Origin of the sequence: Ligilactobacillus animalis KCTC 3501 = DSM 20602, assembly GCF_001434535.1 — a bacterium.
Taxonomy (GTDB): Bacteria; Bacillota; Bacilli; order Lactobacillales; family Lactobacillaceae; genus Ligilactobacillus; species Ligilactobacillus animalis.
Map to the genome: position 1 here is coordinate 99,788 of NZ_AYYW01000037.1, position 25,016 is coordinate 124,803.

Annotated in this window: 25 protein-coding genes, 1 pseudogene and 1 riboswitch; of the genes and pseudogenes, 22 read left to right on the forward strand and 4 right to left on the reverse strand. The window is 42.7% G+C overall.

The window, feature by feature from the left end; genetic code table 11:
- The first annotated feature begins 2 nt into the window (after positions 1-2).
- From FC30_RS06885 to FC30_RS06925, 9 genes and pseudogenes are all read left to right on the forward strand, one after another.
- Positions 3-344, forward strand: coding sequence for an AzlD domain-containing protein (locus FC30_RS06885; protein ID WP_005919099.1), 342 nt, complete (start codon positions 3-5; stop codon positions 342-344).
- A gap of 56 nt (positions 345-400) precedes the next feature.
- Positions 401-1,216 (forward strand): alpha/beta hydrolase, encoded by an 816-nt coding sequence (locus FC30_RS06890; RefSeq protein ID WP_010690348.1) that lies wholly within the window; start codon positions 401-403, stop codon positions 1,214-1,216.
- A gap of 39 nt (positions 1,217-1,255) precedes the next feature.
- A complete protein-coding gene (locus FC30_RS06895) occupies positions 1,256-2,044 on the forward strand; it encodes a tetratricopeptide repeat protein (protein ID WP_010690349.1) in 789 nt (262 codons plus the stop codon).
- 296 nt (positions 2,045-2,340) lie between these two features.
- Positions 2,341-3,774 carry a PTS sugar transporter subunit IIC gene (locus FC30_RS06900; RefSeq protein ID WP_010690350.1) on the forward strand — a complete coding sequence of 478 codons (1,434 nt, stop codon included), beginning with the start codon at positions 2,341-2,343 and terminating at the stop codon, positions 3,772-3,774.
- Between the two features lie 25 nt (positions 3,775-3,799).
- A complete protein-coding gene (locus tag FC30_RS06905) occupies positions 3,800-4,117 on the forward strand; it encodes a PTS sugar transporter subunit IIB (protein ID WP_010690351.1) in 318 nt (105 codons plus the stop codon).
- 13 nt (positions 4,118-4,130) lie between these two features.
- On the forward strand, positions 4,131-4,454 hold the full coding sequence (locus tag FC30_RS06910; protein ID WP_010690353.1) for a PTS lactose/cellobiose transporter subunit IIA: 324 nt from the start codon (positions 4,131-4,133) through the stop codon (positions 4,452-4,454).
- 73 nt (positions 4,455-4,527) lie between these two features.
- Positions 4,528-5,401, forward strand: a pseudogene (locus FC30_RS06915) (ROK family protein).
- A gap of 5 nt (positions 5,402-5,406) precedes the next feature.
- On the forward strand, positions 5,407-6,798 hold the full coding sequence (locus tag FC30_RS06920; RefSeq protein WP_010690355.1) for a glycoside hydrolase family 1 protein: 1,392 nt from the start codon (positions 5,407-5,409) through the stop codon (positions 6,796-6,798).
- 229 nt (positions 6,799-7,027) lie between these two features.
- On the forward strand, positions 7,028-8,665 hold the full coding sequence (locus FC30_RS06925; RefSeq protein ID WP_010690357.1) for an APC family permease: 1,638 nt from the start codon (positions 7,028-7,030) through the stop codon (positions 8,663-8,665).
- Between the two features lie 244 nt (positions 8,666-8,909).
- On the opposite strand, the gene FC30_RS06930 is transcribed toward FC30_RS06925, so the two are convergent.
- A complete protein-coding gene (locus FC30_RS06930; protein WP_010690359.1) occupies positions 8,910-9,566 on the reverse strand; it encodes a phosphatase PAP2 family protein in 657 nt (218 codons plus the stop codon).
- Between the two features lie 150 nt (positions 9,567-9,716).
- Between FC30_RS06930 and FC30_RS06935 the strand changes: the two genes are divergently transcribed.
- The 5 genes from FC30_RS06935 (at position 9,717) to FC30_RS06955 (ending at position 13,182) form a co-directional block, all read left to right on the forward strand.
- Positions 9,717-9,896 (forward strand): hypothetical protein, encoded by a 180-nt coding sequence (locus FC30_RS06935; RefSeq protein ID WP_004050766.1) that lies wholly within the window; start codon positions 9,717-9,719, stop codon positions 9,894-9,896.
- A 13-nt stretch (positions 9,897-9,909) separates the two neighbouring features.
- The gene (locus FC30_RS06940; protein WP_010690361.1) at positions 9,910-10,800 is read left to right on the forward strand and encodes an RluA family pseudouridine synthase; all 891 of its coding nucleotides are present in this window, start codon (positions 9,910-9,912) and stop codon (positions 10,798-10,800) included.
- Positions 10,801-10,891: 91 nt separating this feature from the next.
- Positions 10,892-11,539 (forward strand): metal-dependent transcriptional regulator, encoded by a 648-nt coding sequence (locus FC30_RS06945; protein WP_010690363.1) that lies wholly within the window; start codon positions 10,892-10,894, stop codon positions 11,537-11,539.
- 173 nt (positions 11,540-11,712) lie between these two features.
- Positions 11,713-11,913 (forward strand): cold-shock protein, encoded by a 201-nt coding sequence (locus FC30_RS06950; protein WP_004050761.1) that lies wholly within the window; start codon positions 11,713-11,715, stop codon positions 11,911-11,913.
- Positions 11,914-12,000: 87 nt separating this feature from the next.
- Complete coding sequence (locus tag FC30_RS06955) at positions 12,001-13,182, forward strand: MDR family MFS transporter (protein WP_010690364.1); 1,182 nt, start codon at positions 12,001-12,003, stop codon at positions 13,180-13,182.
- Between the two features lie 102 nt (positions 13,183-13,284).
- Here FC30_RS06955 and FC30_RS06960 read toward each other — a convergent pair whose 3' ends face one another.
- The 3 genes from FC30_RS06960 to FC30_RS06970 are packed head-to-tail and all read right to left on the reverse strand — an operon-like array spanning position 13,285 to position 15,635.
- Positions 13,285-14,394, reverse strand: coding sequence for an LCP family protein (locus tag FC30_RS06960; protein ID WP_010690365.1), 1,110 nt, complete (start codon positions 14,392-14,394; stop codon positions 13,285-13,287).
- 22 nt (positions 14,395-14,416) lie between these two features.
- Positions 14,417-14,788, reverse strand: coding sequence for a DUF1634 domain-containing protein (locus FC30_RS06965; protein WP_010690366.1), 372 nt, complete (start codon positions 14,786-14,788; stop codon positions 14,417-14,419).
- A 1-nt stretch (position 14,789) separates the two neighbouring features.
- Positions 14,790-15,635, reverse strand: coding sequence for a sulfite exporter TauE/SafE family protein (locus FC30_RS06970; RefSeq protein ID WP_010690367.1), 846 nt, complete (start codon positions 15,633-15,635; stop codon positions 14,790-14,792).
- Between the two features lie 219 nt (positions 15,636-15,854).
- On the opposite strand from FC30_RS06970, the gene FC30_RS06975 reads away from it, so the two are divergent.
- The 8 genes from FC30_RS06975 (at position 15,855) to FC30_RS07010 (ending at position 24,547) form a co-directional block, all read left to right on the forward strand.
- Positions 15,855-16,661 (forward strand): zinc ribbon domain-containing protein, encoded by an 807-nt coding sequence (locus FC30_RS06975; RefSeq protein ID WP_010690370.1) that lies wholly within the window; start codon positions 15,855-15,857, stop codon positions 16,659-16,661.
- A 64-nt stretch (positions 16,662-16,725) separates the two neighbouring features.
- Positions 16,726-17,229, forward strand: a complete 504-nt coding sequence (locus FC30_RS06980) for a GNAT family N-acetyltransferase (protein ID WP_010690372.1) — start codon at positions 16,726-16,728, stop codon at positions 17,227-17,229.
- A gap of 11 nt (positions 17,230-17,240) precedes the next feature.
- Positions 17,241-17,771, forward strand: a complete 531-nt coding sequence (locus tag FC30_RS06985; protein WP_010690374.1) for an Rrf2 family transcriptional regulator — start codon at positions 17,241-17,243, stop codon at positions 17,769-17,771.
- Between the two features lie 155 nt (positions 17,772-17,926).
- On the forward strand, positions 17,927-19,606 hold the full coding sequence (alsS, locus tag FC30_RS06990; RefSeq protein ID WP_010690375.1) for an acetolactate synthase AlsS: 1,680 nt from the start codon (positions 17,927-17,929) through the stop codon (positions 19,604-19,606).
- 16 nt (positions 19,607-19,622) lie between these two features.
- Positions 19,623-20,345, forward strand: a complete 723-nt coding sequence (gene budA, locus FC30_RS06995; protein WP_010690376.1) for an acetolactate decarboxylase — start codon at positions 19,623-19,625, stop codon at positions 20,343-20,345.
- A 51-nt stretch (positions 20,346-20,396) separates the two neighbouring features.
- Positions 20,397-20,573: riboswitch (Lysine riboswitch) on the forward strand.
- 115 nt (positions 20,574-20,688) lie between these two features.
- Positions 20,689-22,173, forward strand: coding sequence for an amino acid permease (locus FC30_RS07000; RefSeq protein WP_010690377.1), 1,485 nt, complete (start codon positions 20,689-20,691; stop codon positions 22,171-22,173).
- A 300-nt stretch (positions 22,174-22,473) separates the two neighbouring features.
- Positions 22,474-23,760, forward strand: coding sequence for a serine--tRNA ligase (gene serS / locus FC30_RS07005; protein WP_010690378.1), 1,287 nt, complete (start codon positions 22,474-22,476; stop codon positions 23,758-23,760).
- A gap of 166 nt (positions 23,761-23,926) precedes the next feature.
- Positions 23,927-24,547: a histidine phosphatase family protein gene (locus FC30_RS07010; RefSeq protein ID WP_010690380.1), complete on the forward strand. Its 621-nt coding sequence runs from the start codon at positions 23,927-23,929 to the stop codon at positions 24,545-24,547.
- Positions 24,548-25,016: the final 469 nt, after the last annotated feature.

Below are 25,016 nucleotides of genomic sequence, written 5' to 3' on the forward strand. Positions count from 1 at the left end.
TTATGCATATGTCGAGTATGGATCATTTGATTTTAGTTCTATTATCAATGGTGGTGGCATTTTTGCCCCGTTTCATTCCGTTGCGTATCTTCTCTACCCGTGAGATCCCCCAATGGTTCAATGAGTGGATGAAATATGTGCCGGTATCCTTATTTACGGCTTTGGTCGTTAAAGATATTTTTATCAATACAAAGGATTACTCTTTTATTGGCTTAGGCTATCTAGCCAAGATCTTTGCAGCTGTTATCGTGATCGGGGTCGCTTACCGCTCACGCTCAATGGGCCTTTCAGTCGTTTTTGGTTTGATCGCAGTTGCATTATTAGCGTTAGTCTTACCAGTATAATTACGAAAGTTTAGACTGTTGCCAAAGGGTGATGGTCTTTTTTTGAGGTGAATAAGATGAAATACTTTACAAAGAAAATGATAACGCCCCTATCAACGACGGCGGAATTGACGGGGTATGTTCCCGATAATTCACCTGAGATCGACCTTAAACGTAAGCGTCCGGCTGTTATCATCTGTCCAGGGGGAGCTTATCGGATGACAAGTGATCGTGAAGCCGAAGCAGTAGCATTCAAATTTTTAGGGATGGATCTAGCGGCCTTTGTTTTACGGTATAGCTGTGCACCAGCGCGTTATCCCGTGGCCTTGCTCGAACTAGCCGAAAGTGTCCGCTATGTGCGTGCGCATGCTAAAGAATTTGCTCTTGATCCGAATAAGATCATTATTTTGGGAATGTCTGCTGGAGGGCATTTAGCGGCGAGTTTGGGGACTTTATGGACCGATGAGCTGTTTAACGATCACGGTTATGCAAAAGAGATGATCAAGCCTAATGGGATGATCTTGTGTTACCCTGTGATCACAGCGGGAGAATTTAGCCATAGCGGTTCATTTGATAACTTAGTTGGTAAAGATCCAAAGCTGCGCGAATTCTTGTCCTTAGAAAAACGCGTCACCGCCGCTACGCCACCAACATTTATCTGGCATACGGTTGCTGATCAAAGCGTTCCAGTCGAAAATAGTTTGTTATTTGCGCAAGCTTTGCGTAAACATGGTATTGATTTTGAAATGCATCTCTATCCATATGGGCGACACGGGCTTAGTCTGGGGACCAAACAAACTGCTAAAAAGGCTAACTATATCGAACCAGCCGTTCAAAGTTGGATCAGTTTAGTTGAAACTTGGTTAGTAGGGGGCAACTTCCAGCCAAAATAGCCGATAAATGCTATAATGAACGGGATAGGGGGCGAAATGATGAAAAGATGGCTATGGTGGACGGTGATCGGACTTTTCTTAGCATTCATCTTTGTGGGTTACGGTGTGACAAAAAGAGTCGAGACCGCTAAAAGTTATCGATCGGCTCTAGAATTGGGCCAAGCCTATGTTAATGATGGTAATTATGTTGCAGCTAAGATCTCTTTTCAAGATGCGTTGAAGAAAAAGCCAAGTGATGAAACAGCTAAGCTTTATCTTGAGCAGACAAAATGCTATGAACAAGGACTTGATCAGATAGAAAATAAGCAATATAGCAAGGCACGGACTAAATTCCAGCAAGTTGCTTCTGAGAATTCGGGTCTAAGTATTTTGGTCAAGCGAGCTTCTGAAAAGCAGATGGAGCTTAAAGAAGTGATCGCTCAATCAAAGAATTTTGAACAGATCTATGCTAGAGCTGATTCATTAGCTAAAAACTACGAATATACGTCATCCAATACCCAACTTGCAGTGATCTTAGGTTACGGTAATATCAAGGATAATTACTATGATGATATTCGCCAAAAAGCCCAAGCATTGAAACGCTCAAATGATGCAGAATTGCGGGCGTTAGGTTATAATGTCCAACCACCCGTGGAAGATGAGTTGAGTGCTGCTGAACTAGCTCAACAAAATAACATTTCAAAAGCACAACTCGAGCAGGCAAAAGTAGAACTCCAAAAAAATGGAGTCAATGTCACTGATCTAGATGATAAGCAAGTCATCAAAGTCATTTTGCAGGCGCGTAATGAACAAAAATCAATTTCTGAACTCACTGAAGAGTATAAGTAAGGATCGTCACAGGGCGGTCCTTTTTTGTATGCTGATCTCAAGGGCATATTGATTGTTATTGATCTAGTCTTGTGCTATAACAAAATTAGTTAAAATATTTTTTGTAACTCTATTTTTAATTCAGTATATACTTTTTATGTATATGAGTTGACTAATGAGGAAAAAAGAATATATACTAAGTGTGTAAAAATGATTAAGCGGTTACAAAAATGTATTTTGCATTTTGGGCGCCCATAATGTGCGTACGCTTTTGTAAGCGGTTAAATATAAACTAAAAGAATATGGAGATGAAACAAATGGCAGAACAAAAGCAAAGCTCATTTGGGGCGTTCATCAATGCTAAGATATTACCTCCGATCATGAAATTTGTGAATACGAAGGCGATCGTAGCATTAAAAGACGGTATGGTCTATGCCTTACCATTTATCATTATCGGATCGATCTTCTTGATCTTGAACTCCTTCCCGATCCCTGCGGTACAAGAATGGTTCAAAGATATTGGCTGGTCAGTCTTCTTTAATCAAGCATATCAAACAACATTTGCCATTATTTCGATTTGGACGGTAATTGGGATCGCCTATGTGTATGCCAGAAATGAAAAACAAGAAGCTCTACCTTGTGGCCTAACAGCCCTATCAGTTTTCTTGTTACTACAAAATTTAGTCGTCAACAGTCCTTTAGTTTCAGCAATGGGTAAAGATGGTGCCGGGATCACAGATGCTGCCGGCAAGGTCGTTTATACCGGGACACAAGTTGCTGAACAGATCGATAAGTTACCACAAGTCATCCAAAATTATTTGACCTCACCTGTAACGGGTGCGATCAACATGACTTGGTTAGGTGGACAAGGGATGATCGCAGCGATCATTGTTGGTCTCTTAGTCGGTTGGAGTTATACAGCGATGGCTAAAGCTGGTTGGAAGATCACCTTGCCAGAACAAGTACCAGCTAACGTAGCTAACCAATTCTCAGCAATGATCCCATCTGGTGTGATCATTACAGTTTCGATGTTGATCTACGCTTTCTTTGCTAAAGTATTCAACACCGATATGTTGCAATGGATCTACGATGTTTTACAAGCTCCTTTGCAAGGGCTTTCTGACTCGCTCGGTGGTGCTTTGATCTTAGCCTTCATGGTCGTGTTCTTCTGGTTCTTTGGGGTCCACGGGGGCTTGATCATGGGTGGTATCGGTGGTGCCTTCTTACTACCAAATACCGCTGATAACGCTGCTTTACTCGCTAAGGGCGAATTGACCATGCAAAATGGTGCTCACATCGTAACAAACGAATTTTACAACAACTTCATCAATTTGACTGGTTCAGGGATCACGATCGGGTTGCTTGTCTTTACTTTGACAGCAGCCAAATCAGTCCAATTCAAGTCATTAGGTAAAGTTGAAGCTGTACCAGGTATCTTTAACATCAACGAACCATTTCTATTTGGGATCCCGTTGGTCATGAATCCGTGGTTAGCGATTCCGTTCTTCATGACACCAGTTGTTGTTGCACTTTCGACTTACTTGGTGATCTACTTTGGCTTAGTTCCACCAACTGGAGCTGCCGCACCATGGACGACACCGCCGATCATTTCAGGTTTCTTGATCGGGGGCTGGAAGATGGCATTATGGCAAGCGATCGTCTTACTGATCTCAGTTGGGATGTATTGGCCATTTGCTAAGAAGTACGATAAATATCTCTGCCAACAAGAAGCAGCAAATGAAACAAAATAATTATTTAGGAAAAGGATGAATCACAATGGCTGAAAAAATTATTATGTTAGCCTGCTCAGCAGGTATGTCAACTTCAATGTTAGTTGCAAAAATGCAAGAAGAAGCAAAGAACCGTGGAAAAGACTATGAGATCTTTGCTAAATCAGTGGCTGATATCGATCATCAATTTGAAACAGAAAAGCCCGATGTGTTGATGTTAGGACCACAAGTGGCATATATGAAAGCTGATGTCCAAAAGAAATGTGATGATGCTGGAGTGCCAATGGAAGTTATCAACATGATAGATTATGGCATGATGAACGGTAAAAATGTGCTTGATGAAGCTGAAAAAATCATGGGATAGAGGATAGAACAAGATGACAGATGAAAGAATGCAGATCGTCATGGGCCTGATCATGGCGGGTGGCAATGCGAAAAACTGTGCCGTCGAAGCGATCACAGCTGCGAAAAACGGTGATTTCGCTTTGGCTGAAGAAAAGATCAAAGATGCAAATCAAGCGATCGTGGATGCGCATAATGTGCAGACCGATATGTTGACCAAAGAAGCTCAAGGTGAACACACAGAGATCGATCTATATATGGTCCACGCACAGGATCATTTGATGACAGGGATCACATTTGTTGATCTAGCTAAAGAGATCATTGCCGTCTACAAACGCTTAGACGAAGAAGGTAAATAAGATAAAAGGTGCGCAGAGTATGGAGCGCACCTTTTTTACTAGAGGTAAAAGTATATACAATTAGGAGGGTGCTATGGAGAACTTGATCTTGATCGATATTGGTGGCACGACGATCAAATTTGGCATAAAGCAAGGTCCAAATTTGGAAGTTTTGCCAGCTAAGCCAACACCTAAGATGTTAGCTGAATTTTATACTTGCTTGGAAGCTGTCGTTGCGTCATTAAAAAAACAATATCCAATTCAAGGCGTTGCGATCAGTAGCCCAGGAGCAGTCGATCAAAAAACAGGTGTGATCAAAGGAACGAGTGCGCTACCCTATATCCACAATTTTAAGATCCAAGCGGAATTGGAAAAGCACTTTGACTTACCGGTCAGTTTAGAAAATGATGCGAATTGTGCCGCCTTAGCCGAGATGGTCGATGGAGCGGGCAAAGCTGTCAAAGATGCGATCTTTCTAGTGATCGGGACCGGTGTCGGGGGGTGCTTTGGTCGAAAATAAACGCATCCGCCACGGTGCACATCTCTTGGCCGGTGAGGTCGGTTACTTACTGCTCGGACAAGAGATGACTGTCAGCCAAGCAGTTTCCCCCGTTAGTTTGGCTAAGCGCTATAACACTAAAACGGGACGAAATATCAGTGGTAAAGAAGTCTTTGAGCGAGCTCAGGCGGGGGATGAAGTGGCTCAGGCTGAAGTTGAGCAAGCAATGCAGACGTTAGCGACTTTGCTCTATGATCTGCAGTACAGTTTTGACCCAGAGCTTTTCATCATCGGGGGTGCGATCTCCAAAAATGAACAACTTTTACCGCTGCTCCGTGCGCACCTAGCTAAGATCAAAGAACACGTTGAAATCGCTGACGTAATGCCTGAAATAACGGTTTGCAAGTATCATGAACAAGCAAATCTTTTAGGTGCTGCGATCAATTTTGAACACAAAATGGAGGCATGAAAACTATGTATACATTTCCAAAGAATTTCGTTTGGGGAGCAGCGACATCTGGTCCACAATCAGAAGGTAACTTTAAAAAACGCCATCAAAATGTTTTTGACTATTGGTATGCGCAAGATCCAAATGAATTTTACGCTGGCGTAGGCCCGGATACAACGTCTAATTTTTATAACGATTATGAAAGCGATTTAAAGTTGATGCGTCAAGCCGGGATCAAAGCTTTAAGAACCTCGATCCAATGGAGCCGTTTGATCGCAGACTTTGAAACGTGTGAAGTCGATCCCGAAGGTGCTGATTTTTATAGTCGTGTGATCGATGCCATGTTGGTTAACGGGATCACACCATATATCAATTTATGTCATTTCGATATGCCCATCGAATTACAACATAAATACGGCGGTTTTGAATCGAAGCACGTGACCGATCTTTTTGCGGGCTTTGCCAAGAAGTGTTTTGAAATTTACGGTGATCGGGTTGATCATTGGTTTACATTTAATGAACCTAAAGTGATCTTAGATGGTGGTTATCTCTACCAATTCCACTATCCGCTAAAAGTCGATGGTCCGTTAGCAGTTCAAGTAGCTTATAACTTGAACTTAGCTTCAGCCAAAGCGATCAAGGCTTTCCGCGAACTTTACGGACAAGATGAGTATAAAAAGATCGGGACGATCCTGAATTTGACCCCAGCATATCCAGCCAGCGATAGCCCCGAAGATCGGGCGGCTGCGGAATTTGCTGAACTTTGGGCCAACAAGATGTTCTTAGAACCAGCGATCTTAGGCCATTATCCACAAAAATTAGTCGATATTTTGACTAAAGATGGCGTCTTGTGGGAAGCAACTCCGGCTGAAGTTGAGTTGTTAAAAGAAAATACGATCGATGTTTTAGGGATCAACTTCTATCACCCATTTAGAGTCAAGGCACCGGCCGTTTCTTCCCAGAGTTTACAACCATGGATGCCAGACATTTACTTTGATGAATATGAGATGCCAGGTCGTGTGATGAACGTCGATAAGGGCTGGGAGATCTATCCTAAAGCCTTGTATGATATTGCTTTAAATATTCGCGATAATTACGGCAATATCGACTGGTTCGTATCTGAAAATGGGATGGGTGTCTCGAACGAAGAGCGCTTTATGGATCAAGCTGGTATGGTCTGTGACGACTATCGGATCGAATTTATGCAAAAACACTTGAAAGAATTGCATAAGGGGATCCAAGCTGGTTCTAATTGCAAAGGTTATTTTGTCTGGACGGGCATCGATTGTTGGTCATGGAAGAATGCCTACCGCAATCGCTATGGCTTGATCAGAGATAATATCCATACTCAGATCAAAACGCTGAAGAAATCAGGCCATTGGTTCAATGAATTGAGCCGGCAAAATGGTTTTGAATAAGGAAAATGTAGCTACTGCTGTTAAAAGACGTAGCTAAGCTATATAGTGGAAACGTGTTCGCCAAAGCAACACCTAGCAAATAACAGGGAACCAAGTACGATGCAAAATGCGCATCATGCTGAGTTCCCTGTTATTTATATGGTGCTGACCACTTTACCTCACACTCTAAGTGAATTGCACCAAATTTAAATAAATGGTAACATAAGAAATATTCGACCAGACCAAGTGTATGGTCAGTTTGATCGAGGTGCAGATCGTGCAAAAAAGAAGTATAAGTTTATTTTCAGCCACAATGCTAGCCTTAAGTTCGTTGATCGGCTCAGGTTGGCTCTTTGGTTCCAGTGAGGCTGCCAGTGTTGCTGGCCCAGCCGCCGTTATTTCCTGGGTTATTGGGGCGGTCGTGATCGGGATCGTGGCGTTCAATTATATCGAATTAGGTGTTATGTTACCTGAAAGCGGCGGGATGAGTCGCTATCCGCAGTATAGTCATGGACCGTTAGTTGGTTTTATCGCTTCGTGGGCTAATTGGCTCTCTTTAGTAGCTTTGATCCCGATCGAAGCGGTAGCCGCCGTCCAGTATATGAGTACTTGGCCGTGGGCATGGGCTAACTGGACGAATGATTTTATGAAAAATGGGCAGATCGTAGGTAAAGGATTGATCGTAGTCTTCCTGTTTATGGTGGTATTTACCCTGTTGAATTTTTGGTCCGTTAGCATTTTAACGCGATTTACGAATCTGATCTCAGTCTTTAAGATCGCGATCCCGTTGTTGACGATCATTTTATTGATGAGTTCTGGATTTTATGTAGAAAATTTTGGTCATACTTTAGCTGAATTTATGCCAAATGGTTCAAGTCCAGTATTTGAGGCTACTACAGTTTCAGGGATCATTTTGTCGTATAATGCTTTTCAAACAGTTATCAATATCGGTGGTGAGATCAAAGATCCTCAGAAAAATATTTTCCGCGCGATCACGATCTCACTGACGATCGCAACAGTCATTTATATCATGCTTCAGATCGCTTATATTGGGACGATCACGCCAACACAATTGGCAACGCATGGATGGAGTGGCTTGAATTTTGCCTCGCCGTTTGCTGATATTGCGATTCTATTAGGTATCCACTGGTTAGCCGTACTCTTGTATTTAGATGCTTTTGTTTCACCATTTGGAACGGGTGTCTCATTTGCGGCCACATCAGGGCGAACTTTAGCAGCAATGACATTGAATCGGCGGATCCCAAAGTGGTTAGGCGAGGTCGATAGTACGTATGGTAATCCACGTTTTGCTTATTTAGCGAATTTTGCAGTGGGAGCTTTGTTGGTGTTAGTTTTTCGTGATTGGGCTCTCTTAGCCAGTGTGATGGCGACAGCGACGTTGATCGCATATGCCACAGGTCCGGTGACAGTTATGGCATTTCGCAAATTACGGCCCGATTATACGCGTCCGGTGCATTCAAAGATGATGCCCGTGATCGCACCACTAACCTTTGTGATCGCAGGTTTAGCGATCTATTGGGCGATGTGGCCCACGACAGTTCAAGTTATTTTTGCGATCTTACTAGGGCTTCCGATGTACATGTATTACGACCGTAAAAATGGGCAGATTTCATGGAAACGTCAGCTCAAGAGTGGGGGCTGGTTGTTAGTATATCTAGCTTTCTTGTCAATGATGTCGTATGCAGGAAGTAAAGGTTTCAACGGGCAAGATTGGATCAAGTATCCGTATGACTTTTTGATCATCATAGTGGTAAGTCTAGTCTTTTACTACTGGGGCTTAGCGAGTCGCATGCCAGACAGCCCAGATCTAGAGGCCGCAGACAAGTTGAATAAGAATGTGAGACAGAGTGTGAGACAGCACGGGTAGCTCCGTACAGATAACGCGGTCCCTCCTATAATGCGTATTTTGCATTGTAGGAGGGACCGCGTTATCTGTACGGAGCTATGCTGTCGAACACGTTTAGTCTATATAGCTCAGATGCGTTTTTTGCATCGTGGTGCCCCTGCGTTATTTACTAGGCGTTGTACTGTCGAACACGTTTCGGCTACGTTTGGGGTATATATAAATATAGTATACAAAAAAGGTTTGATGAAGATGTCACCAAACCTTTTTATGCGTCGTGTTGCTGCTCGGGATGTTTTTTCAAATAAGCTTCTGACAACATCAAAGAGCATTCAAATAAGAAACCCACTAATAAGACGCTGGCGATCGTATCGGTCGGATAATGGACGTGAAGATAGATCCGAGTCAAAGCGATCACGATGATCCAAAGAACGCCTAGAACGTGTAGAAGAGTTTTTATTCCTTGGTTGTGGAGATGGGGTAGGAATAAAACAAAGACTAACAAAACAAAAAGCGCTGTGCCAAATGTATGGCCACTAGGAAAACTATAGCCCCCGATCTCAACTAACCGATCACTAGGGCGTGGGCGAGCAACGAGATTTTTAACGATCCAATTGATCAAGTTACAACCGACGACTGTCAATAAAGCCCAGATCGCATTATAAACATCATGTAATAGGTAAACGATCAAACACAATAAGAGACAATAGATAAGTGACATCTCGGGGCCCCCCAAGAAAGTCAGCTTATCGACAAAGTCTGTCATCGTTGAATTGGTGATCGGTAGCAGTAATTTTTGAACAGCGGTATCAAAACTGACAATGAGTGGGGCTTTTAATTTGACCAAAGTTGCCAAGCTGAGAAATAACACTAGGTAGACCGTGGCGTATAATGGGCGACATTTATTAGGCGTAATATGTGCCATAAAAATTCACCTCTCTCGTAATATTAGTAAACTAGTTTACATTTTACTACAAATCAACTTACAATTCACACAGTCATTTGCGCCAGACAAGGCTAGTTGGTATAGTAAGTATGTGAATCGTTGTCGCTTTTAAAAGCAAGGGGGATCAATATGTTACCTAAACGCAATTATGCTGAAATGATCATTATCTTACTTGGAGTTACTTGGTACTGTTTAGGTAGCTTGTTAGCACCATTGATCGTCGCACAAGATTTTTGGCTCAAGGCTATGCTGTTGCTGCTACTCTTTGTGATGATCTTTGATATTTTGATAATGATATATTGGCGCTAGAAAGAAGGATCAGATGAAGGTTACTTGGCAAAAAGAAGATACAAGACAACAGACTTTAAAGAGTTTCTTACGCAAACAAGGGGTCAGTCAACGTCTGTATGGCAAGCTAAAAAAAGGATATGGTCAGGTTTTGATCGATGGCCAAAAAACTAAACTTGCAATTTTATTGGATCGACCAGTTGCGGTCACCTTGAAATTACCGGCTGATGCTGCAGAAGAAAATGTGGCGGTCAGTCATGCACCGATCGAAGTGATCCATGAAGATGAGTTTTGGCTCGTTGTCAATAAGCCAGCTGGTTTGACGAGTGTACCTGGGCCAAGTAATAGCACCGATACGCTGGTCAATCGGGTCAAGGGCTATCTCATCGAACAAGGTTCAGCTGTAAAAGCGCCACGGATCATTACGCGGTTGGATCGCTATACGAGCGGGTTGGTATTATTTGCCAAACACAGCTTTGCCCAAGCCCAAATTGCTAGTCAGGTCGAATCACATCGAATGGATAAGCGTTATTTTGCATTGGTCCAGGGGCAAATAGCGCGTGAACACGGCTTTATCGAAGGTCCGATCGCACGTGTACCTGATGATGTCAAATACCAGATCACGTCGGATGGTCGCTTCGCTAAGAGTGAATACTGGCTTGAAAAGAGCAATGCTGAATTATCATTAGTTCAGGTCAAACTACACACTGGGCGTACGCATCAGATCCGCGTCCATTTTAGTGAAAACGGGCATCCATTGTTGGGCGATAAGCTTTATGGTGGTGAACGTACTTTGATCGCACGCCAAGCCCTTCATGCGGGAAAGCTCGGTTTTACCGATCCGTTCACCAAAAAGTATCTGGAATTTTCCTGTCCTATACCACCAGATATGCAACTGATTATTGATAAAGAATTTAGAAACTAGCGGGCAGAAAGCCTGTAATTTACCAAAGTTCTGTTATAATAGACAAGTAAAGTTCTATTTTGAATAAATAAAGTGTTTCGAGGTACTTGAAATGACACCGAAAAAAGAAGACTATCTAAAAATAATATTTGAATTAGGCGGAAGAGAGAAGAAAGTCTCAAATAAACAGATCGCGATGAGTTTAAATATCGCGGCTGGTTCGGTGACGGAAATGGTCAATAAGCTAGTGAAAGAAGGGCTAGCAACACATGCGCCTTATGCCGGGATCTCTTTGACGGATGAAGGTGTAAAGGTAGCTGAAAAATTGGTTAGACGCCACCGCCTCTGGGAGACTTTTTTAGTAGAGAAGCTAAATTATAAATTACAAGATGTGCACAGTGATGCCGAAGTTTTGGAACATGTGACAAGTGATAACTTGATGGATCATTTAGAAGCCTTTTTGGATCATCCCAAGTATTGTCCGCATGGTGGGGTGATCCCTGATAAACTCGGACACTATGAAGAAGAAAGCCACTTGACGTTATCTGAAGCTAAAGCAGGCAGTACGATCACGGTCGATCGCTTTACCGATAACCACGATCTTTTGACTTACTTAGATGACATCGATATTAAGATCGGGGATACGTTAGAGGTGTTGGAACATGCACCATTTGAAGGACCGATCCGTTTACGCTTTACCCAAAATGGGCAAGAAACAAGCATCGGTTATAAAGCTGCACATTATATTTTTGTCAAATAAGGCTTTTTAGTATCATTAAAAAAAATCGTGTGCTATAATTATAATCGTATTTCTGTATAGGCTATTGTGGCTAGGATTTATCTTTGATAACTTTCTCCATTATGCGCTGATTAGAGGAATTACACTATATTTTTTAATGTGCCGAGATTGGCGCAAGGAGGAGTTCAATTATTATGGAACAAGGAACAGTTAAATGGTTTAATGCTGATAAAGGTTTTGGCTTTATCACACGCGAAGATGGTAGCGATGTATTCGTACACTTCTCAGCTATCCAAGGTGAAGGCTTCAAGACTTTAGATGAAGGCCAACACGTAACTTTCGATGTTGAAGAAAGCGAACGCGGACCACAAGCTGCTAACGTAGTAAAAGACTAATAAGTGGTCTAAGTCATAACGCTTAGACTTTTGAATCGAAAAGAGGCTGTCTTGTACGGTCTCTTTTTTGTTATTTAGGGGGAAATTATGGCTAAAAGGGAATTAAAATTAAGCTGGTTATTATGCGGTAATTTTATCGTTTCGGTCGGTAGTAGTTTATTATGGCCGCTGACTACGATCTACATGCACAACTATCTTGGCCAAAGTTTGACTACGGCTGGGATAGTGCTCTTTATCAATTCGCTAGCGTTGATCGCTGGTAGTTATTTAGGTGGCCGGATGTATGATAAAGATCGTAAAAATGCTCGGCGTTGGTTGTTAGGAGCGATCTTTTTATCGACGTTAGCGGTCTTTTTATTGATCTTTTTCAACGGTTGGCCGACATTTGCGATATTGTTACTTTTGGATAACTTTGGTGGGGGGATCGCGATCACGATCGAAAACTCGTTAGCCACTGGGATCAAAGAAAAAAGTTCACGCCAAGTTTTTAACATGTTGTATTTCATGCAAAATGTCGGTGTCGTGATCGGTACGTTACTTGTTGGGCTACTCGTTGAGATAAGTATCGAGTGGATCTTTATCATCAACTTTATCTTGTTTGCTTTCTTTTGGCTTGTGGTCTACCACCATTATTATGTGCCCGAAGCTGCTTTGGTCAAAGAACAGGCGACTAAAAAGGGACATGATAAGACGCCATTACGCTATGTTTGGGTCATCGGAGCAATCTTAGTTCTTTTCTTTGCGATCGAGACCGGTTATTCACAATGGCAGAGCAACTTGTCGATCTACATGGAATCATTGGGGATCTCCGTTAAGAGTTATGGTTTCTTGTGGACGATCAATGGGATCGTGATCGTCTGTGGTCAGCCACTACTAAATAAGCTACTGGATGATATTTTAAAGATAAAACTGATCTATAAGCTCTATTTAGGGGCAGCGATCTTTGTCCTTGGCTTTTTCACCTTATTATTTGCGACTGATTATCCTCACTTTATCCTGACGATGGTTATCGTGACCTTGGGTGAGATCTTGACTTTCCCAACGATCCCAGCTGTTGTTGATAACTTGAGTACTTTAAGTGAAAAGGGTAAATATCAGGGCGCGGTCAGTGTTTTTGCTGCTTTAGGGCGGGCGATCGGTCCCTTAGCTGGTGGCTTGATCGTGGATAATTCATCGTACAATATGCTATTTACCGTGATGATCGCCATGATGGGGCTTGCAACGCTCTTTGTTATTGTGGTAGCTCAGTTTAATTTAGCTAAAAAATAGGTCAAAAGATATGCCCCAAGTGCGAGCGTAAATAATAGGGACCCCATTATGATTTTAAATCATAGTGGGGTCCCTATTATTTATACGACGCTGACTCTTATTTTAATTACTTTCAATGTCGATCTGAGCGGAATCAGAAAGAGTATTCCCAGTCGAAGCTTGCTTTAAGTTGAGAGCTGAACGTAAAAGATCGGTGATCCGTTGTTTTTCTTCTGTTGTAGGTACTTCAAATGATTCACCGTTGATCATTTGGCCTTGGCCCCGTAAGCTGTCGGTCTGCATGTCGTGAGTGGCAACGCGATATTTGCTACCTAAGATCACGAGATCATCAAAGCTCAGATCAGTCACCATTTGTTTTGAGATCGTGGAGAGGAATTTCTCATTGATCAAGTTGGTCAGATCGGCACCCTTAAATGCAACTTGTGTCAAGACTTGGCGTTGGCGCGCTTGCCGACCATAATCACCGTCAGGATCATCATAGCGCATACGTACGTAAGCTAAAGCACGTTTGCCGTCCATATGGGTCTTTTTGCCTTTTTCAAAGCTTTGCCCGTCATAGGTGAATGTTAGTAGTGGGTCGACATCAACGCCCCCAACGGCATTGATCAGTTTTTCCAAACCGCCCATATTGATCGTCGCGTAAAAGTCGATCGGGACGTTGAGATATTTTTGGACAGTCTTAACAGCTGTGGCTGAACCACCGTATTCATAGGCAGAATTTAGTTTGCTTGGGAAGTATTCTTCATAGCCCGAGACAGCTACTTCAGCGTCACGCGGCAGGCTGACCACGGTCATTTTCTTTTTCTCGGGATTCAGCACGGCCACGATCATCGTGTCAGTCCGCCCTTTGAAAGTCCGACCTAAAGCACCAGTATCAGTCCCCATCAAAAGGACCGAGATCGGGTGCCCATCTTTTAAGGTCGAATTCACATCACGCGCTTTTTTGATATTTGAAGAATTATAGATCGAATCTGCTGCTTTTTTAGCACTGGTATATTTTTGATAAGCATAGCGCCCGCCAAAGATCAGTGCGACCACAGTGACTAATAGTGTCCAAAAGAAACATCCCCGGCGCTTTGAACTAGGCTTTGCGTGGCGCTGTTTTCGAGCTTTGTGTGTTTTTTGATTACGATAAGTCTCACGGCGACTTGGGATCGCAGCGCTAGAGCTAGTGGAGCGGTCATCAGGGTGATTTTGATTGTTGTTTGGCATAAAATTAGTCCTTTCTTTAAAATCAGTGGTGGCCTACGATAACGCTAATGATCAAGATCAACAAGACCAAACTGGTTATTTTGACGTAAAGCATATCTTTTTCTTGGTAAAAGGCATAGATAGAGATCACAACGCGTAAGACCGGGGTCAAGATCAAAAGATAGATCCCAGCCATCATATAAGCGTACGCCTTAAAGCTAATGAGTCCCTGCCAGATCGCAGGTAGAGTAGTTGGAAAGCTCGTGGCCGGATAACCACTGTTGCCTGTGATCAAAAACATAGCAAAGCCTAAGATCATTACGGCAGCTGAGAATAAGACACCGATCCGCATTATTTTACCGATCACGAGCTCGACTTCTAACATTTCTTTGCGTGTAGAGTTATTTTTTGACATTTTAGATCGCCACCCCAAATCCTTTAAGAATCATTTGTAATCCTAAGTAAAGTAGGATCGGGATAAAGATCAAGCGAATGATCTTTGAAGGTAAGACCTGCATGATCCGGGTCCCAATCGTTGAACCGCCTAAGATCCCTAAGGCTAAGGGAACTGCTAGATCAGGTCTGATCGAACCGTTAAAGAAGTAGACCGTTGCACTAGCTGCAGCCGTAACGCCCATCATTAAATTACTGGTAGCACTTGAAGGTTTGAGTGGCATTTTCATCGCCCCGTCCATTGCCATGACTTTAAAGGCACCCGAACCGATCCCAAGCATCCCAGACGCTAGCCCTGCTCCCAGCATGATCAAGAAACCACCGGGAACATTTTCCACTTGATAATCGACCTGCTGTTTGGTGTTTTTGTCATAATAAGAGCTATTAAGATTGAATTTTTCGGCCCATTTATCAGCGGTGACGTGTTGTAAGACTTCTTGGCCACTGCGCATTTTACGGTACATGTTCCAGCTGGAAAAGACCAACAGACTACCAAAGAGAATATATAAGATCATCGGATCAAAGGCCCCGGTCAATAGGGCTCCGATGATCGCCCCGATCGTAGTTGCGATCTCAAGAAACATCGCGACCCGTAAATTCAACACATCATCTTTTAGAAAAGCGATCGTTGATCCGGAACTGGTCGCGATAACAGCGATGATACTAGCTCCGATCGCATATTTGATATCAAGACCCATAGCGAGAGTGACGATCGGGGTAACGATCATCCCACCACCGATCCCGAGAATAGATCCCATGATGCCGGCAAAGATACCGACACCGAGCATAAGTAGTGCTGTATGCAGCATATTAAGACTACCCCTTTATCTATTTAAAATACTAAACATATTAATTTTAGCAAATTATCACAGTATAAATTTTAATAATTTATTAAAGTATGTTCGTGAATCATTATAACAAGGGTCAGGCGCTACTTAAAGCGATTTAAAGGTTTAAGCTTATTAGACCCACTAAAAGAAATTACGTTATAATGGTAAAAACGAGTAACGAAAGGATGCAAAAAAATTATGGTTTATTGTCAACGCTGTGGTCGTGAGATCGATGAAGCGCGCATGCATTGCCCTTATTGCGGTGTCTTACAAGAACGTGAGCTGGAAGGTGAGAAAAAACCTTGTCGCAAGTGTAACGAAAAGATCCCCGTCAATGCTAACTATTGTCCTTATTGTGGGCATGATCAAGCGATCTTTGAGTACCGTGAGACGCCAAGAGAAGCTGAGGAAAAAGAGGTTGAGACCACGCCTGAGCCTAAGCTTGAAAAAGATGCACAGAGTCTAGCCGAATTAGTTGATCAGATCAGAGCAGAAAATGAGAAATATCTAGCTAAAAGACAAGCTGAAGCCAAAGAAGCTCAAGAAAAACGGACTTTTGGAAAAAATGAGAATCCCGAGCCTAACTTGATCGCTTCTACTAAATTGATGTTACGTGACACGTTCAGGACTGATAAACGGATGGGACGAGCAGACTTTTGGTGGGGGTATTTAGGGATCACGATGTTGACGGTCTTGTTGACGTTCCCACTTGCGCTTATTGTCCAAATTTGGCAGTCGGTGGCGCCAGATTCTGCGATGATGGCAATGGAGATCATGGTTTATTTTTTGATGTGTTTTTATATTTTAGAAATGGTTACTGGGTTGATCCGGCGTTTTCGAGATGCTGAGATCCCCGTGCTCTATGTTGTTTTAGCTTTAACAGTCGTCGGTGAGATCATTTGCTTATTTTTAGCAACGCGCCCGCAAAAAGTGACGAATTTGGATTACACCTTTGAAGCGCGGAGCAAAAAGCGACAAAATGATCAAAATAAACCGGGTAGATGATGGCAATTAAAGTGCGGCAAGCGTATAATTTAGATAATGAATGTCGCCAAACGAGGTGGGTGCGATGTTAGAGACAAGGCGCCTTTTGTTGAGGACCTTTGATCCACTAGATGCAGCTGATGTTTTAGAATACACTAGTCAAAAGCAGGTGGCTAAAGATGCAGGCTTTATGCCGTGTGAGACTTTGATGCAGGCGCTATTTTTTGGGAAGATGTTACAAAGTAAAAAGCATTTTGTGATCGAACTCAAAGAACAGCAAAAAGTCATTGGCAATATCGGTCTCTATGAAGTTCCCGCCCACCAAGCTGGACTTGTCTTTGAAGTAGGCTATGTGCTAAATCAAAACTATTGGCACAAGGGCTATATGACCGAAGCGCTTAAGGCACTTAGCTATTTCGCTCAAAGCAAAGGAGCGGTCGGTCTAGAAGCACGAGTTGCTAAGCGAAATCAGGCCTCGATCAAATTACTTGAGCGCTGTGGCTTTGAAGTCATCGAAAGATACGTTGTCAACGAGTGGTTCGTTATCCAAGAAAATTGTTCACAATTGCTATTTTATAAACAGCTATAGGGGGTGAAAGTATGCAGTTAAAGCGAGGGTTTGAACAATCAGTTTGTATTTTAGCGTTGCTAGCGACGCAAGAACAAGATATTCCCTTATCCTCAACTGTGATCAACGCCCGACTCAAAGGCTCACAGACCTATCTGCGTAAATTAATGCGCAAGTTGGTCGTTGGGGGCTTAGTGACGTCTGCTTCCGGCAATAATGGTGGTTTTAGATTAGCTCGTGATCCAGCTGAGATCGACTTAGCCCAGATCGTTGAAGTAGTCGAAGGGCCACTGGAATCTTATCCAAGCACTGACCTATTCAATGCAGTTTTTTCGGATTTTAAACCTTTGGCTAAGGAGGGCAGTAGTGCGATCCAACGGGCTTTTGCCACAGCGGATGCGCTTTGGATAAAGCAATTATCCCAAGTCACGATCTATCAATTGCTATGTGAGACTTTTAACACCAAGATAATTCCCCGGATCGATTGGAATCATTTGGGTGGGGGCGACCCCGACCAGATCGAAGCCTTGATCAAGAAGATAAAAAATAGTTTGAAATTATAAGCTAAACGCGTACGGAAGATCCCGGCGCGTTTTTTGTTTAGCTGTAAATGAGGCATACGCTTTGGCTTGCACTCTACTTGAAAATAAATTGTGTTATGTATATAGTTATAACTAGAAGTAAGAAAACGTTTAAAATTGAGTAGGGGGAATTAAGTGTGTCGGAAAAAGAATATTACGGCGCGGATGCGATCGTTGATAGCTTGATCAACCATGATGTTAAATTTGTTTTTGGGATCCCGGGAGCTAAGATCGACCGGGTTTTTGAATTGCTTGAACATCCTAAAGATCCACGTACGCCAAAGTTTGTTTTGACGCGTCATGAACAAAATGCGGCTTTCATGGCTGCTGGTGTAGGGCGGATCACAGGGAAACCTGGGGTCGTGATCGCAACGTCAGGTCCGGGTGCTTCTAACTTAGCAACTGGTCTGGTAACTGCCACAGCGGAAGGAGATCCTGTTTTAGCGATCGCGGGGCAAGTACAACGGACTGACCTCTTGCGTTTGACGCACCAAAGCATGAAAAATGCAGCTTTGTTTGAACCGATCACAAAATACAGTGCAGAAGTTCAAGAACCGGAAAATGTTTCCGAAGTGATCGCTAATGCTTATCAAGAAGCTGAAGCCTCTAAACAAGGTGCAAGTTTTGTCTCAGTACCACAAGACGTGACAGATGGTAAGGTCAAGACCAGTGTGATCGAACCACTTGAAGCACCTAAATTGGGACCAGCTAGTCCGATCGAATCGACTTTGCTTTCCCAACGTATCAAAGCAGCCAAGCTACCAGTTCTCTTGTTAGGGATGCGGGCTTCTGATCCTGAAACAACGGATGCAATCCGCCGTTTGATCGCTGCGACACATTTACCAGTAGTTGAGACCTTCCAAGGTGCAGGGATCATCCCACGTGAATTGGAAGATGATTTCTTTGGCCGGGTCGGTTTATTTAGAAATCAACCTGGGGATCAATTGCTCAAGAAAAGTGACCTTGTGATCGCGATCGGTTATGATCCGATCGAATACGAGCCACGCAATTGGAACTCTGATCGTAGTGCCAACATCGTAGTTATCGACTCGATGCGAGCTGAGATCGACAAGAATTATCAACCAGAACGTGAATTAGTTGGTGACATTTCGCAAACATTAGATTTCTTGTTGCCGTACATGAAGGGCTACTCGGTCCCAGAAGAATCAAAGGCTTACTTAGATTCATTGCGTAAGACTTTGGAAAAACGTGACGTTCCGCCTGAAGTGACCAAAGATCAAGTTCAAAGTCATCCATTGAGCATCATCCAAGCTTTACAAGATCGGGTCACAGATGAAATGACCGTGACAGTTGACGTTGGTAGTTTCTATATTTGGATGGCCCGTCACTTTAGAAGTTATGAACCACGCCACTTGCTCTTTAGTAACGGGATGCAAACATTAGGGGTCGCTTTACCGTGGGCGATCTCCGCGGCTTTGGTCCGTCCGAATACCAAAGTGGTCTCGGTTTCAGGGGACGGTGGTTTCTTGTTCTCATCCCAAGACTTGGAAACGGCAGTCCGGTTGAATTTAAATATCGTGCACATTATTTGGAATGACGGTAACTACGATATGGTCAAATTCCAAGAAGAGATGAAATATGGTAAGTCGGCCGCTGTTAAATTTGGCCCCGTCGATTTCGTGAAATATGCAGAAAGCTTTGGCGCTAAAGGTTATCGCGTCAATAAAGCTTCTGAATTAGAAGAAGTATTAGATAAGGCCTTCAAAGAAAAGGGACCAACGATCGTGGATGTACCGGTCGATTACAGTTTCAACCAAGAATTAGGTAAGACGATCTTGGAAGACCAATTACACTGATCGAGGTAGAGGATATATGGAAAAATATGAAAGTCGTGTCTATCAACATGGGACTTTAGGGATGTTAGTTCCCGGTCTGTTTGAAGGCACATTGACGGTAGCTGACCTGTTAGAGCATGGCGATTTTGGGATCGGGACTGCCAGTGGGCTGGATGGTGAAATGGTCTTGTTAGATCACACACCTTATTTGGTCCAAAGCACAGGTGAGGTCCGGATCTTAAAGCCCGAGGAAAAAGTGCCTTTTGCTACGGTCCACTTTGATCAAGCCAAAGATACGTTTACAGTTAGAGCTTTGACGCAAAAGCAGCTAGGTGAGCAGATCTTGGCTAATTATCCGTACAAAAATCTGTTCTTTGCAGTTAAGATCACGGGGCGCTTTAACAAAGTTAAGACACGTGCGGTCGAAAAGCAAACCCGGCCCTATAAGACCTTGACGCAGGTAGCGGATGAACAGGCTTTGTTTGATGCTGAAGCGATCACGGGTACGGTCATTGGTTATTTTGCACCAGAAATGTTTCAAGGGATGGCAGCAGCCGGCTATCACTTGCATTTCTTAGCCGATGATAAGTCAATGGGGGGCCACTTACTTGATTTTGAGATCGAGCAAGCTACGGTCCAATTGCAGCCGTTTGCTACGATCGAGCAACATTTCCCAGTGGCAGATCAAGAATTTTTAGCAAAAGACTTGGCGATCGCTGATCTACATGCTCAGATCGAGCAAGCGGAGGGACAAAATTAAAGATATGTCTTGCAATTAGATCGCATCCAAGTTAAAATTGGAAGTTGAAAACGTCGAAGAAGAGGTCGCAAAAACCATCAGTAGCTAGGTGGAGTTGATAAAGCAACGCTGAAACCTAGTGAAAGGGGAATTTGCCGAAGCTGGGCAAACTTTATTTTGTCTAGGCTGGGGCCCGGTTTAAGAGATCGGGAACTGTCGTAGTTGTAACTACGGAGCGCTATCGAGATGAGTGGCAGTTTGCTACAAGAATGAATTGATAGATGATCAAAGCGCACTTTCGATGTCTCGGAGGTGCGCTTTTTATATGCTTGCACGACTTCTCTAAAAAATAGGAGGAATTTTCATGGCAGAGAAGAATACAATGAAGCGGTCATTGAAGACAAGACATTTGTCGATGATCGCACTTGGTGGTAGTATCGGGACTGGTTTATTTGTGGCCAGTGGCTCAGCGATCTCGACCGCGGGACCTGGTGGCGCTTTGGTGGCGTATCTAGGGATCGGTCTGATGGTCTACTTTTTGATGACATCTTTAGGGGAGATGGCAACTTATCTTCCGGTGACAGGTTCGTTTGCGACTTATGCGCGCCGCTTTGTTGATCCGGCATTTGGTTTTGCGATGGGATGGAATTATTGGTTCAACTGGGCGATCACATTAGCGGTTGATATCTCGACGGTCGCCTTAGTTTTGAAATTTTGGTTCCCACATGTTCCAGCTTGGGTCTTTAGTTTATCAGCATTACTACTTATCTTTTTTATCAATGCCTTATCAGTTAAATCTTTTGGTGAAGCTGAATACTGGATGGCTTTGATCAAAGTCGTAACAGTTGTCGTCTTTTTAGCAGTTGGGTTACTAACGATCTTTGGTATTTTAGGTGGGCATGCAACTTACTTAGAAAACTTTACTAAAGGTAATGCCCCATTTGTTGGGGGGATCCCAACGATCTTGAGCGTCTTTGTTGTAGCCGGGTTCTCTTTTCAAGGGACTGAATTGATCGGGATCACAGCCGGTGAGACTAAAGATCCTGAAAAGAGTTTACCAAAAGCGATCAAACAAGTCTTTTGGCGGATCTTGCTCTTCTATATCCTTTCGATCTTTGTGATCGCCTGCATCATTCCTTATACGAGTCCAAACTTATTAGGTTCTGAAGCAAGCGATATTGCGATCAGTCCATTTACCTTAGTCTTTAAGCGGGCCGGTCTTGCTTCCGCGGCTTCGGTGATGAATGCTGTTATTTTGACTTCGGTCTTATCGGCGGCTAACTCAGGGATGTATGCCTCGACCCGGATGTTGTTTGCTTTAGGTATCGATGGCGATGCACCGAAGATGTTTTCGCGGGTCAACTCCCGTGGGATCCCGATCTTTGCTTTGCTCGGGACGACGCTCGTTGGTCTATTTACATTTTTAGCAAGTATCTTTGGTAATCAAGTCTATACTTTCTTAGTGAGTGCTAGTGGTTTGACTGGTTTTATCGCTTGGATCGGGATCGCGGTCTCGCATTATCGTTTCCGCCGTGCTTTCAAAGCGCAAGGTCATGACTTAAGTGAGTTGAAATACAAGGCTAAGTGGTTCCCATTTGGTCCGATCCTAGCCTTGATCTTGTGTATCTTAGTCATCATCGGCCAAGATATCCAATCATTCAAGGACTTTAACTGGCAAGCGATCGGGGTCTCCTATATGTCAGTTCCATTGTTCATCATCTTGTATGCTTACTATAAGATCAAATATAAGACTAAAGTTATTCCATTGGATGAAGTGGATCTGACCCCACATGATATTTCCAAAGAAAAAATGGAAATGCAAGAAAAAATCGATGAAAGTCTAGAATAGACTTGCTATTTTGCAAAATAAATATTATGATACTGGTATAAATAATCGAAACATCTGAGTTCGCCATAAGTAGGCATGACAGAGACATGGTGGTCGCTGCAAACCATGACGCCGAAACTCCAGCGTAACCTTGTATGGGCGGGTAATGCCGCACGGGAAAACCGTTATTTGTATATGAGTGCGACGTTATGTCGAACTTGGGTGGTACCGCGAAAAGAGTCTTTTCGTCCCAATTTAGGGGACGGAAAGGCTCTTTTTTTCGATTAGATAAAATAATTAGCTAAATTAGGGGGCAATAAGATGTTAGATATTAAAATGATCCGTCAAAATCCAGATGATATCAAAGCTCGTTTGGCAACACGTGGTGTGGAAGCTGAAACGATCGATACATTATTGGCAAAAGATAAAGAACGCCGTGAACTTTTGGTGCAATCAGAATCTTTGAAGCAAAAGCGTAATGAAGTATCCGAAGCGATCGCACAAGCTAAGCGTAACAAAGAAGATGCGACCGAAGCGATCACAGCAATGCGTGAAGTCGGTGGCCAGATCAAGCAACTCGATGCACAATTAGCTGAAGTTGAAGAGATCGTCCATGATATGGCGGCACGCTTACCAAACTTGCCTAACGCAACGATCCCAGTTGGTCCGGATGAAGATTACAACGTTGAATTGCGTAAAGTGGGCACACCACGTAAATTTGACTTTGAACCTAAAGCTCACTGGGATATCGGTGAAGATCTAGGTATCTTAGACTTTGAACGTGGGGCTAAAGTTTCTGGTGCACGTTTTGTCTACTATAAAGGTTGGGGTGCTCGTTTGGAACGTGCAGTTTATAACTTTATGTTGGATGAACACGCTAAGGAAGGTTATACCGAAGTTTTACCACCATATATCGTCAATGCCAAGACAATGTATGGTACAGGACAATTCCCTAAGTTCAAAGAAGATGTTTACCAAGTAAATGGTGAAGATATGACTTTGATCCCAACTGCGGAAGTTCCATTGACTAACTACTACCGTGATGAAGTTATCCCAACGGATCAATTGCCAGTCTACTTTACAGCTTTGACACCAAGCTTCCGTTCAGAAGCTGGTAGTGCAGGACGTGATACGCGCGGGCTTATTCGGATGCACCAATTCAATAAAGTTGAAATGGTCAAGTTCGCTAAACCAGAAGAATCATATAACGAATTAGAAAAGATGACTCAAAACGCCGGTGATATCATGGAAAAATTGGGTTTGCCATACCATGTGATCACTTTATCAACAGGTGATATGGGCTTTAGTGCAGCTATGACACATGACCTTGAAGTTTGGATGCCAGCGCAAGATACCTACCGTGAGATCTCAAGTTGTTCTAACTGTGAAGATTTCCAAGCACGGCGCGCCCACATCCAATACCGAGATGAAAATGGCAAATTACAATTCGTGCATACTCTAAACGGCTCAGGTCTAGCTGTTGGGCGGACAGTCGCTGCTATTTTGGAAAATTACCAAAATGAAGACGGTTCGGTCACGATCCCTGAAGCCTTACGTCCATATATGGGTGGCTTAGAAAAGATCACAAAAGATGATCCCGAAGCATAATTATTAAGATGATCGTGGATAAGGCGGTCATTACGACAGGGACCCATCATGATTTCGTATCGTGATGGGTCTCTTATTGTATTGTTGAACATATTATGGAAGTTGCGCGAATAAATTGGATAGCGTAAAATAAACAAGTGATTTTTTGAAAGGATAGATATAAGAGATGACAACTTTTTATTTAGTACGCCACGGCAAAACTGAGTATAATCGTGATGGCCGTTTGCAAGGTGCTGTCCATGATTCACCCTTATTGCCCCAAAGTATAGCTGATGCAAAACAAACTGGTAAAGCTTTAGCTGATATTGATTTTGTAGCTGCTTTTTCCAGTCCGCAAAAACGTGCTTTAGATACTGGTAAAAATATCGTAGCTCAATTTGAGACGCCGTTGCAGTTTGAAACTTTAGATGATCTGAAAGAATTTGATTTTGGGATCTGGGATGGTGATCTAGCGACTAAACATCAAGCTGATCCTATTTGGCAGACGTTTTTAAATGATCCGCTCAATTTTGATGGTAGTGCGATCGAGGCGGAAAACTATTCTGAATTAGCAGAACGTGTAAAAAGTGCTTTGATTCAGATCGCTAAACGTTATCCAGAAGGTAATGTCTTAGTGACAGCCCACGCGTTAGTGATCACATTTGGTGTTAAATATCTTTTAGGAAAAGATCTCAATACGATTCGGCGTGAAGGACTTGTTGCTAATACCTCAGTAACAGTTTTAGAAACCAAAGATCAGTCGACTTTTGAACTGAAAAAATGGAATGATACAACGCACTTAAAATAAATTTAAAAAAAATTGTTGACGTTGGCAGTAAGACTTGGTAATATATTATTTGTCGTTGAGATGACGACAGCAACTTTAAAAAAAGTTATTGACATTGAGTTGTTGATAATGATAAGATATAAAAGTTGTTGTTGAGATCGACGATAACAAAAAATTAAAATATTTATTGACAAATCATTTGATGATTTGGTAAGATAAATAAGTCGCCTAGAAATGATGCTTAAATAATTATTTAAAAATAATTGTTGACATCGATTCTGCGAGATGATATAATAAAGAAGTTGTTACTAAACAGCTGATTTATAAAAAGGTAGATCTTTGAAAACTGAACAAAGTTTCGATAAGCAAATGTGCAGGGTCTCTTATCCGAGCGATAAGAGCAATAAACATTTTGCGAAGTCAATTCGCTAGTAAAAAATAAAGAGTCACAAACTTTAAATTGAGAGTTTGATCCTGGCTCAGGATGAAC

Bases quoted from the DNA above. Each gene is read 5' to 3' on its own strand.
- FC30_RS06980 (WP_010690372.1), top strand. From the start codon at position 16,726: ATGTTAGAGACAAGGCGCCTTTTGTTGAGGACCTTTGATCCACTAGAT.
- FC30_RS06945 (WP_010690363.1), top strand. From the start codon at position 10,892: ATGACACCGAAAAAAGAAGACTATCTAAAAATAATATTTGAATTAGGC.
- FC30_RS06930 (WP_010690359.1), bottom strand. From the start codon at position 9,566: ATGGCACATATTACGCCTAATAAATGTCGCCCATTATACGCCACGGTC.
- FC30_RS06925 (WP_010690357.1), top strand. From the start codon at position 7,028: ATGGTCAGTTTGATCGAGGTGCAGATCGTGCAAAAAAGAAGTATAAGT.
- FC30_RS06940 (WP_010690361.1), top strand. From the start codon at position 9,910: ATGAAGGTTACTTGGCAAAAAGAAGATACAAGACAACAGACTTTAAAG.
- FC30_RS06960 (WP_010690365.1), bottom strand. From the start codon at position 14,394: ATGCCAAACAACAATCAAAATCACCCTGATGACCGCTCCACTAGCTCT.
- FC30_RS06935 (WP_004050766.1), top strand. From the start codon at position 9,717: ATGTTACCTAAACGCAATTATGCTGAAATGATCATTATCTTACTTGGA.
- FC30_RS06970 (WP_010690367.1), bottom strand. From the start codon at position 15,635: ATGCTGCATACAGCACTACTTATGCTCGGTGTCGGTATCTTTGCCGGC.
- FC30_RS07000 (WP_010690377.1), top strand. From the start codon at position 20,689: ATGGCAGAGAAGAATACAATGAAGCGGTCATTGAAGACAAGACATTTG.
- FC30_RS06910 (WP_010690353.1), top strand. From the start codon at position 4,131: ATGACAGATGAAAGAATGCAGATCGTCATGGGCCTGATCATGGCGGGT.
- FC30_RS06955 (WP_010690364.1), top strand. From the start codon at position 12,001: ATGGCTAAAAGGGAATTAAAATTAAGCTGGTTATTATGCGGTAATTTT.
- FC30_RS06975 (WP_010690370.1), top strand. From the start codon at position 15,855: ATGGTTTATTGTCAACGCTGTGGTCGTGAGATCGATGAAGCGCGCATG.
- FC30_RS06920 (WP_010690355.1), top strand. From the start codon at position 5,407: ATGTATACATTTCCAAAGAATTTCGTTTGGGGAGCAGCGACATCTGGT.
- FC30_RS06985 (WP_010690374.1), top strand. From the start codon at position 17,241: ATGCAGTTAAAGCGAGGGTTTGAACAATCAGTTTGTATTTTAGCGTTG.
- FC30_RS06950 (WP_004050761.1), top strand. From the start codon at position 11,713: ATGGAACAAGGAACAGTTAAATGGTTTAATGCTGATAAAGGTTTTGGC.
- FC30_RS06895 (WP_010690349.1), top strand. From the start codon at position 1,256: ATGAAAAGATGGCTATGGTGGACGGTGATCGGACTTTTCTTAGCATTC.
- FC30_RS07010 (WP_010690380.1), top strand. From the start codon at position 23,927: ATGACAACTTTTTATTTAGTACGCCACGGCAAAACTGAGTATAATCGT.
- budA (WP_010690376.1), top strand. From the start codon at position 19,623: ATGGAAAAATATGAAAGTCGTGTCTATCAACATGGGACTTTAGGGATG.
- serS (WP_010690378.1), top strand. From the start codon at position 22,474: ATGTTAGATATTAAAATGATCCGTCAAAATCCAGATGATATCAAAGCT.
- FC30_RS06965 (WP_010690366.1), bottom strand. From the start codon at position 14,788: ATGTCAAAAAATAACTCTACACGCAAAGAAATGTTAGAAGTCGAGCTC.
- FC30_RS06905 (WP_010690351.1), top strand. From the start codon at position 3,800: ATGGCTGAAAAAATTATTATGTTAGCCTGCTCAGCAGGTATGTCAACT.
- FC30_RS06890 (WP_010690348.1), top strand. From the start codon at position 401: ATGAAATACTTTACAAAGAAAATGATAACGCCCCTATCAACGACGGCG.
- FC30_RS06885 (WP_005919099.1), top strand. From the start codon at position 3: ATGCATATGTCGAGTATGGATCATTTGATTTTAGTTCTATTATCAATG.
- FC30_RS06900 (WP_010690350.1), top strand. From the start codon at position 2,341: ATGGCAGAACAAAAGCAAAGCTCATTTGGGGCGTTCATCAATGCTAAG.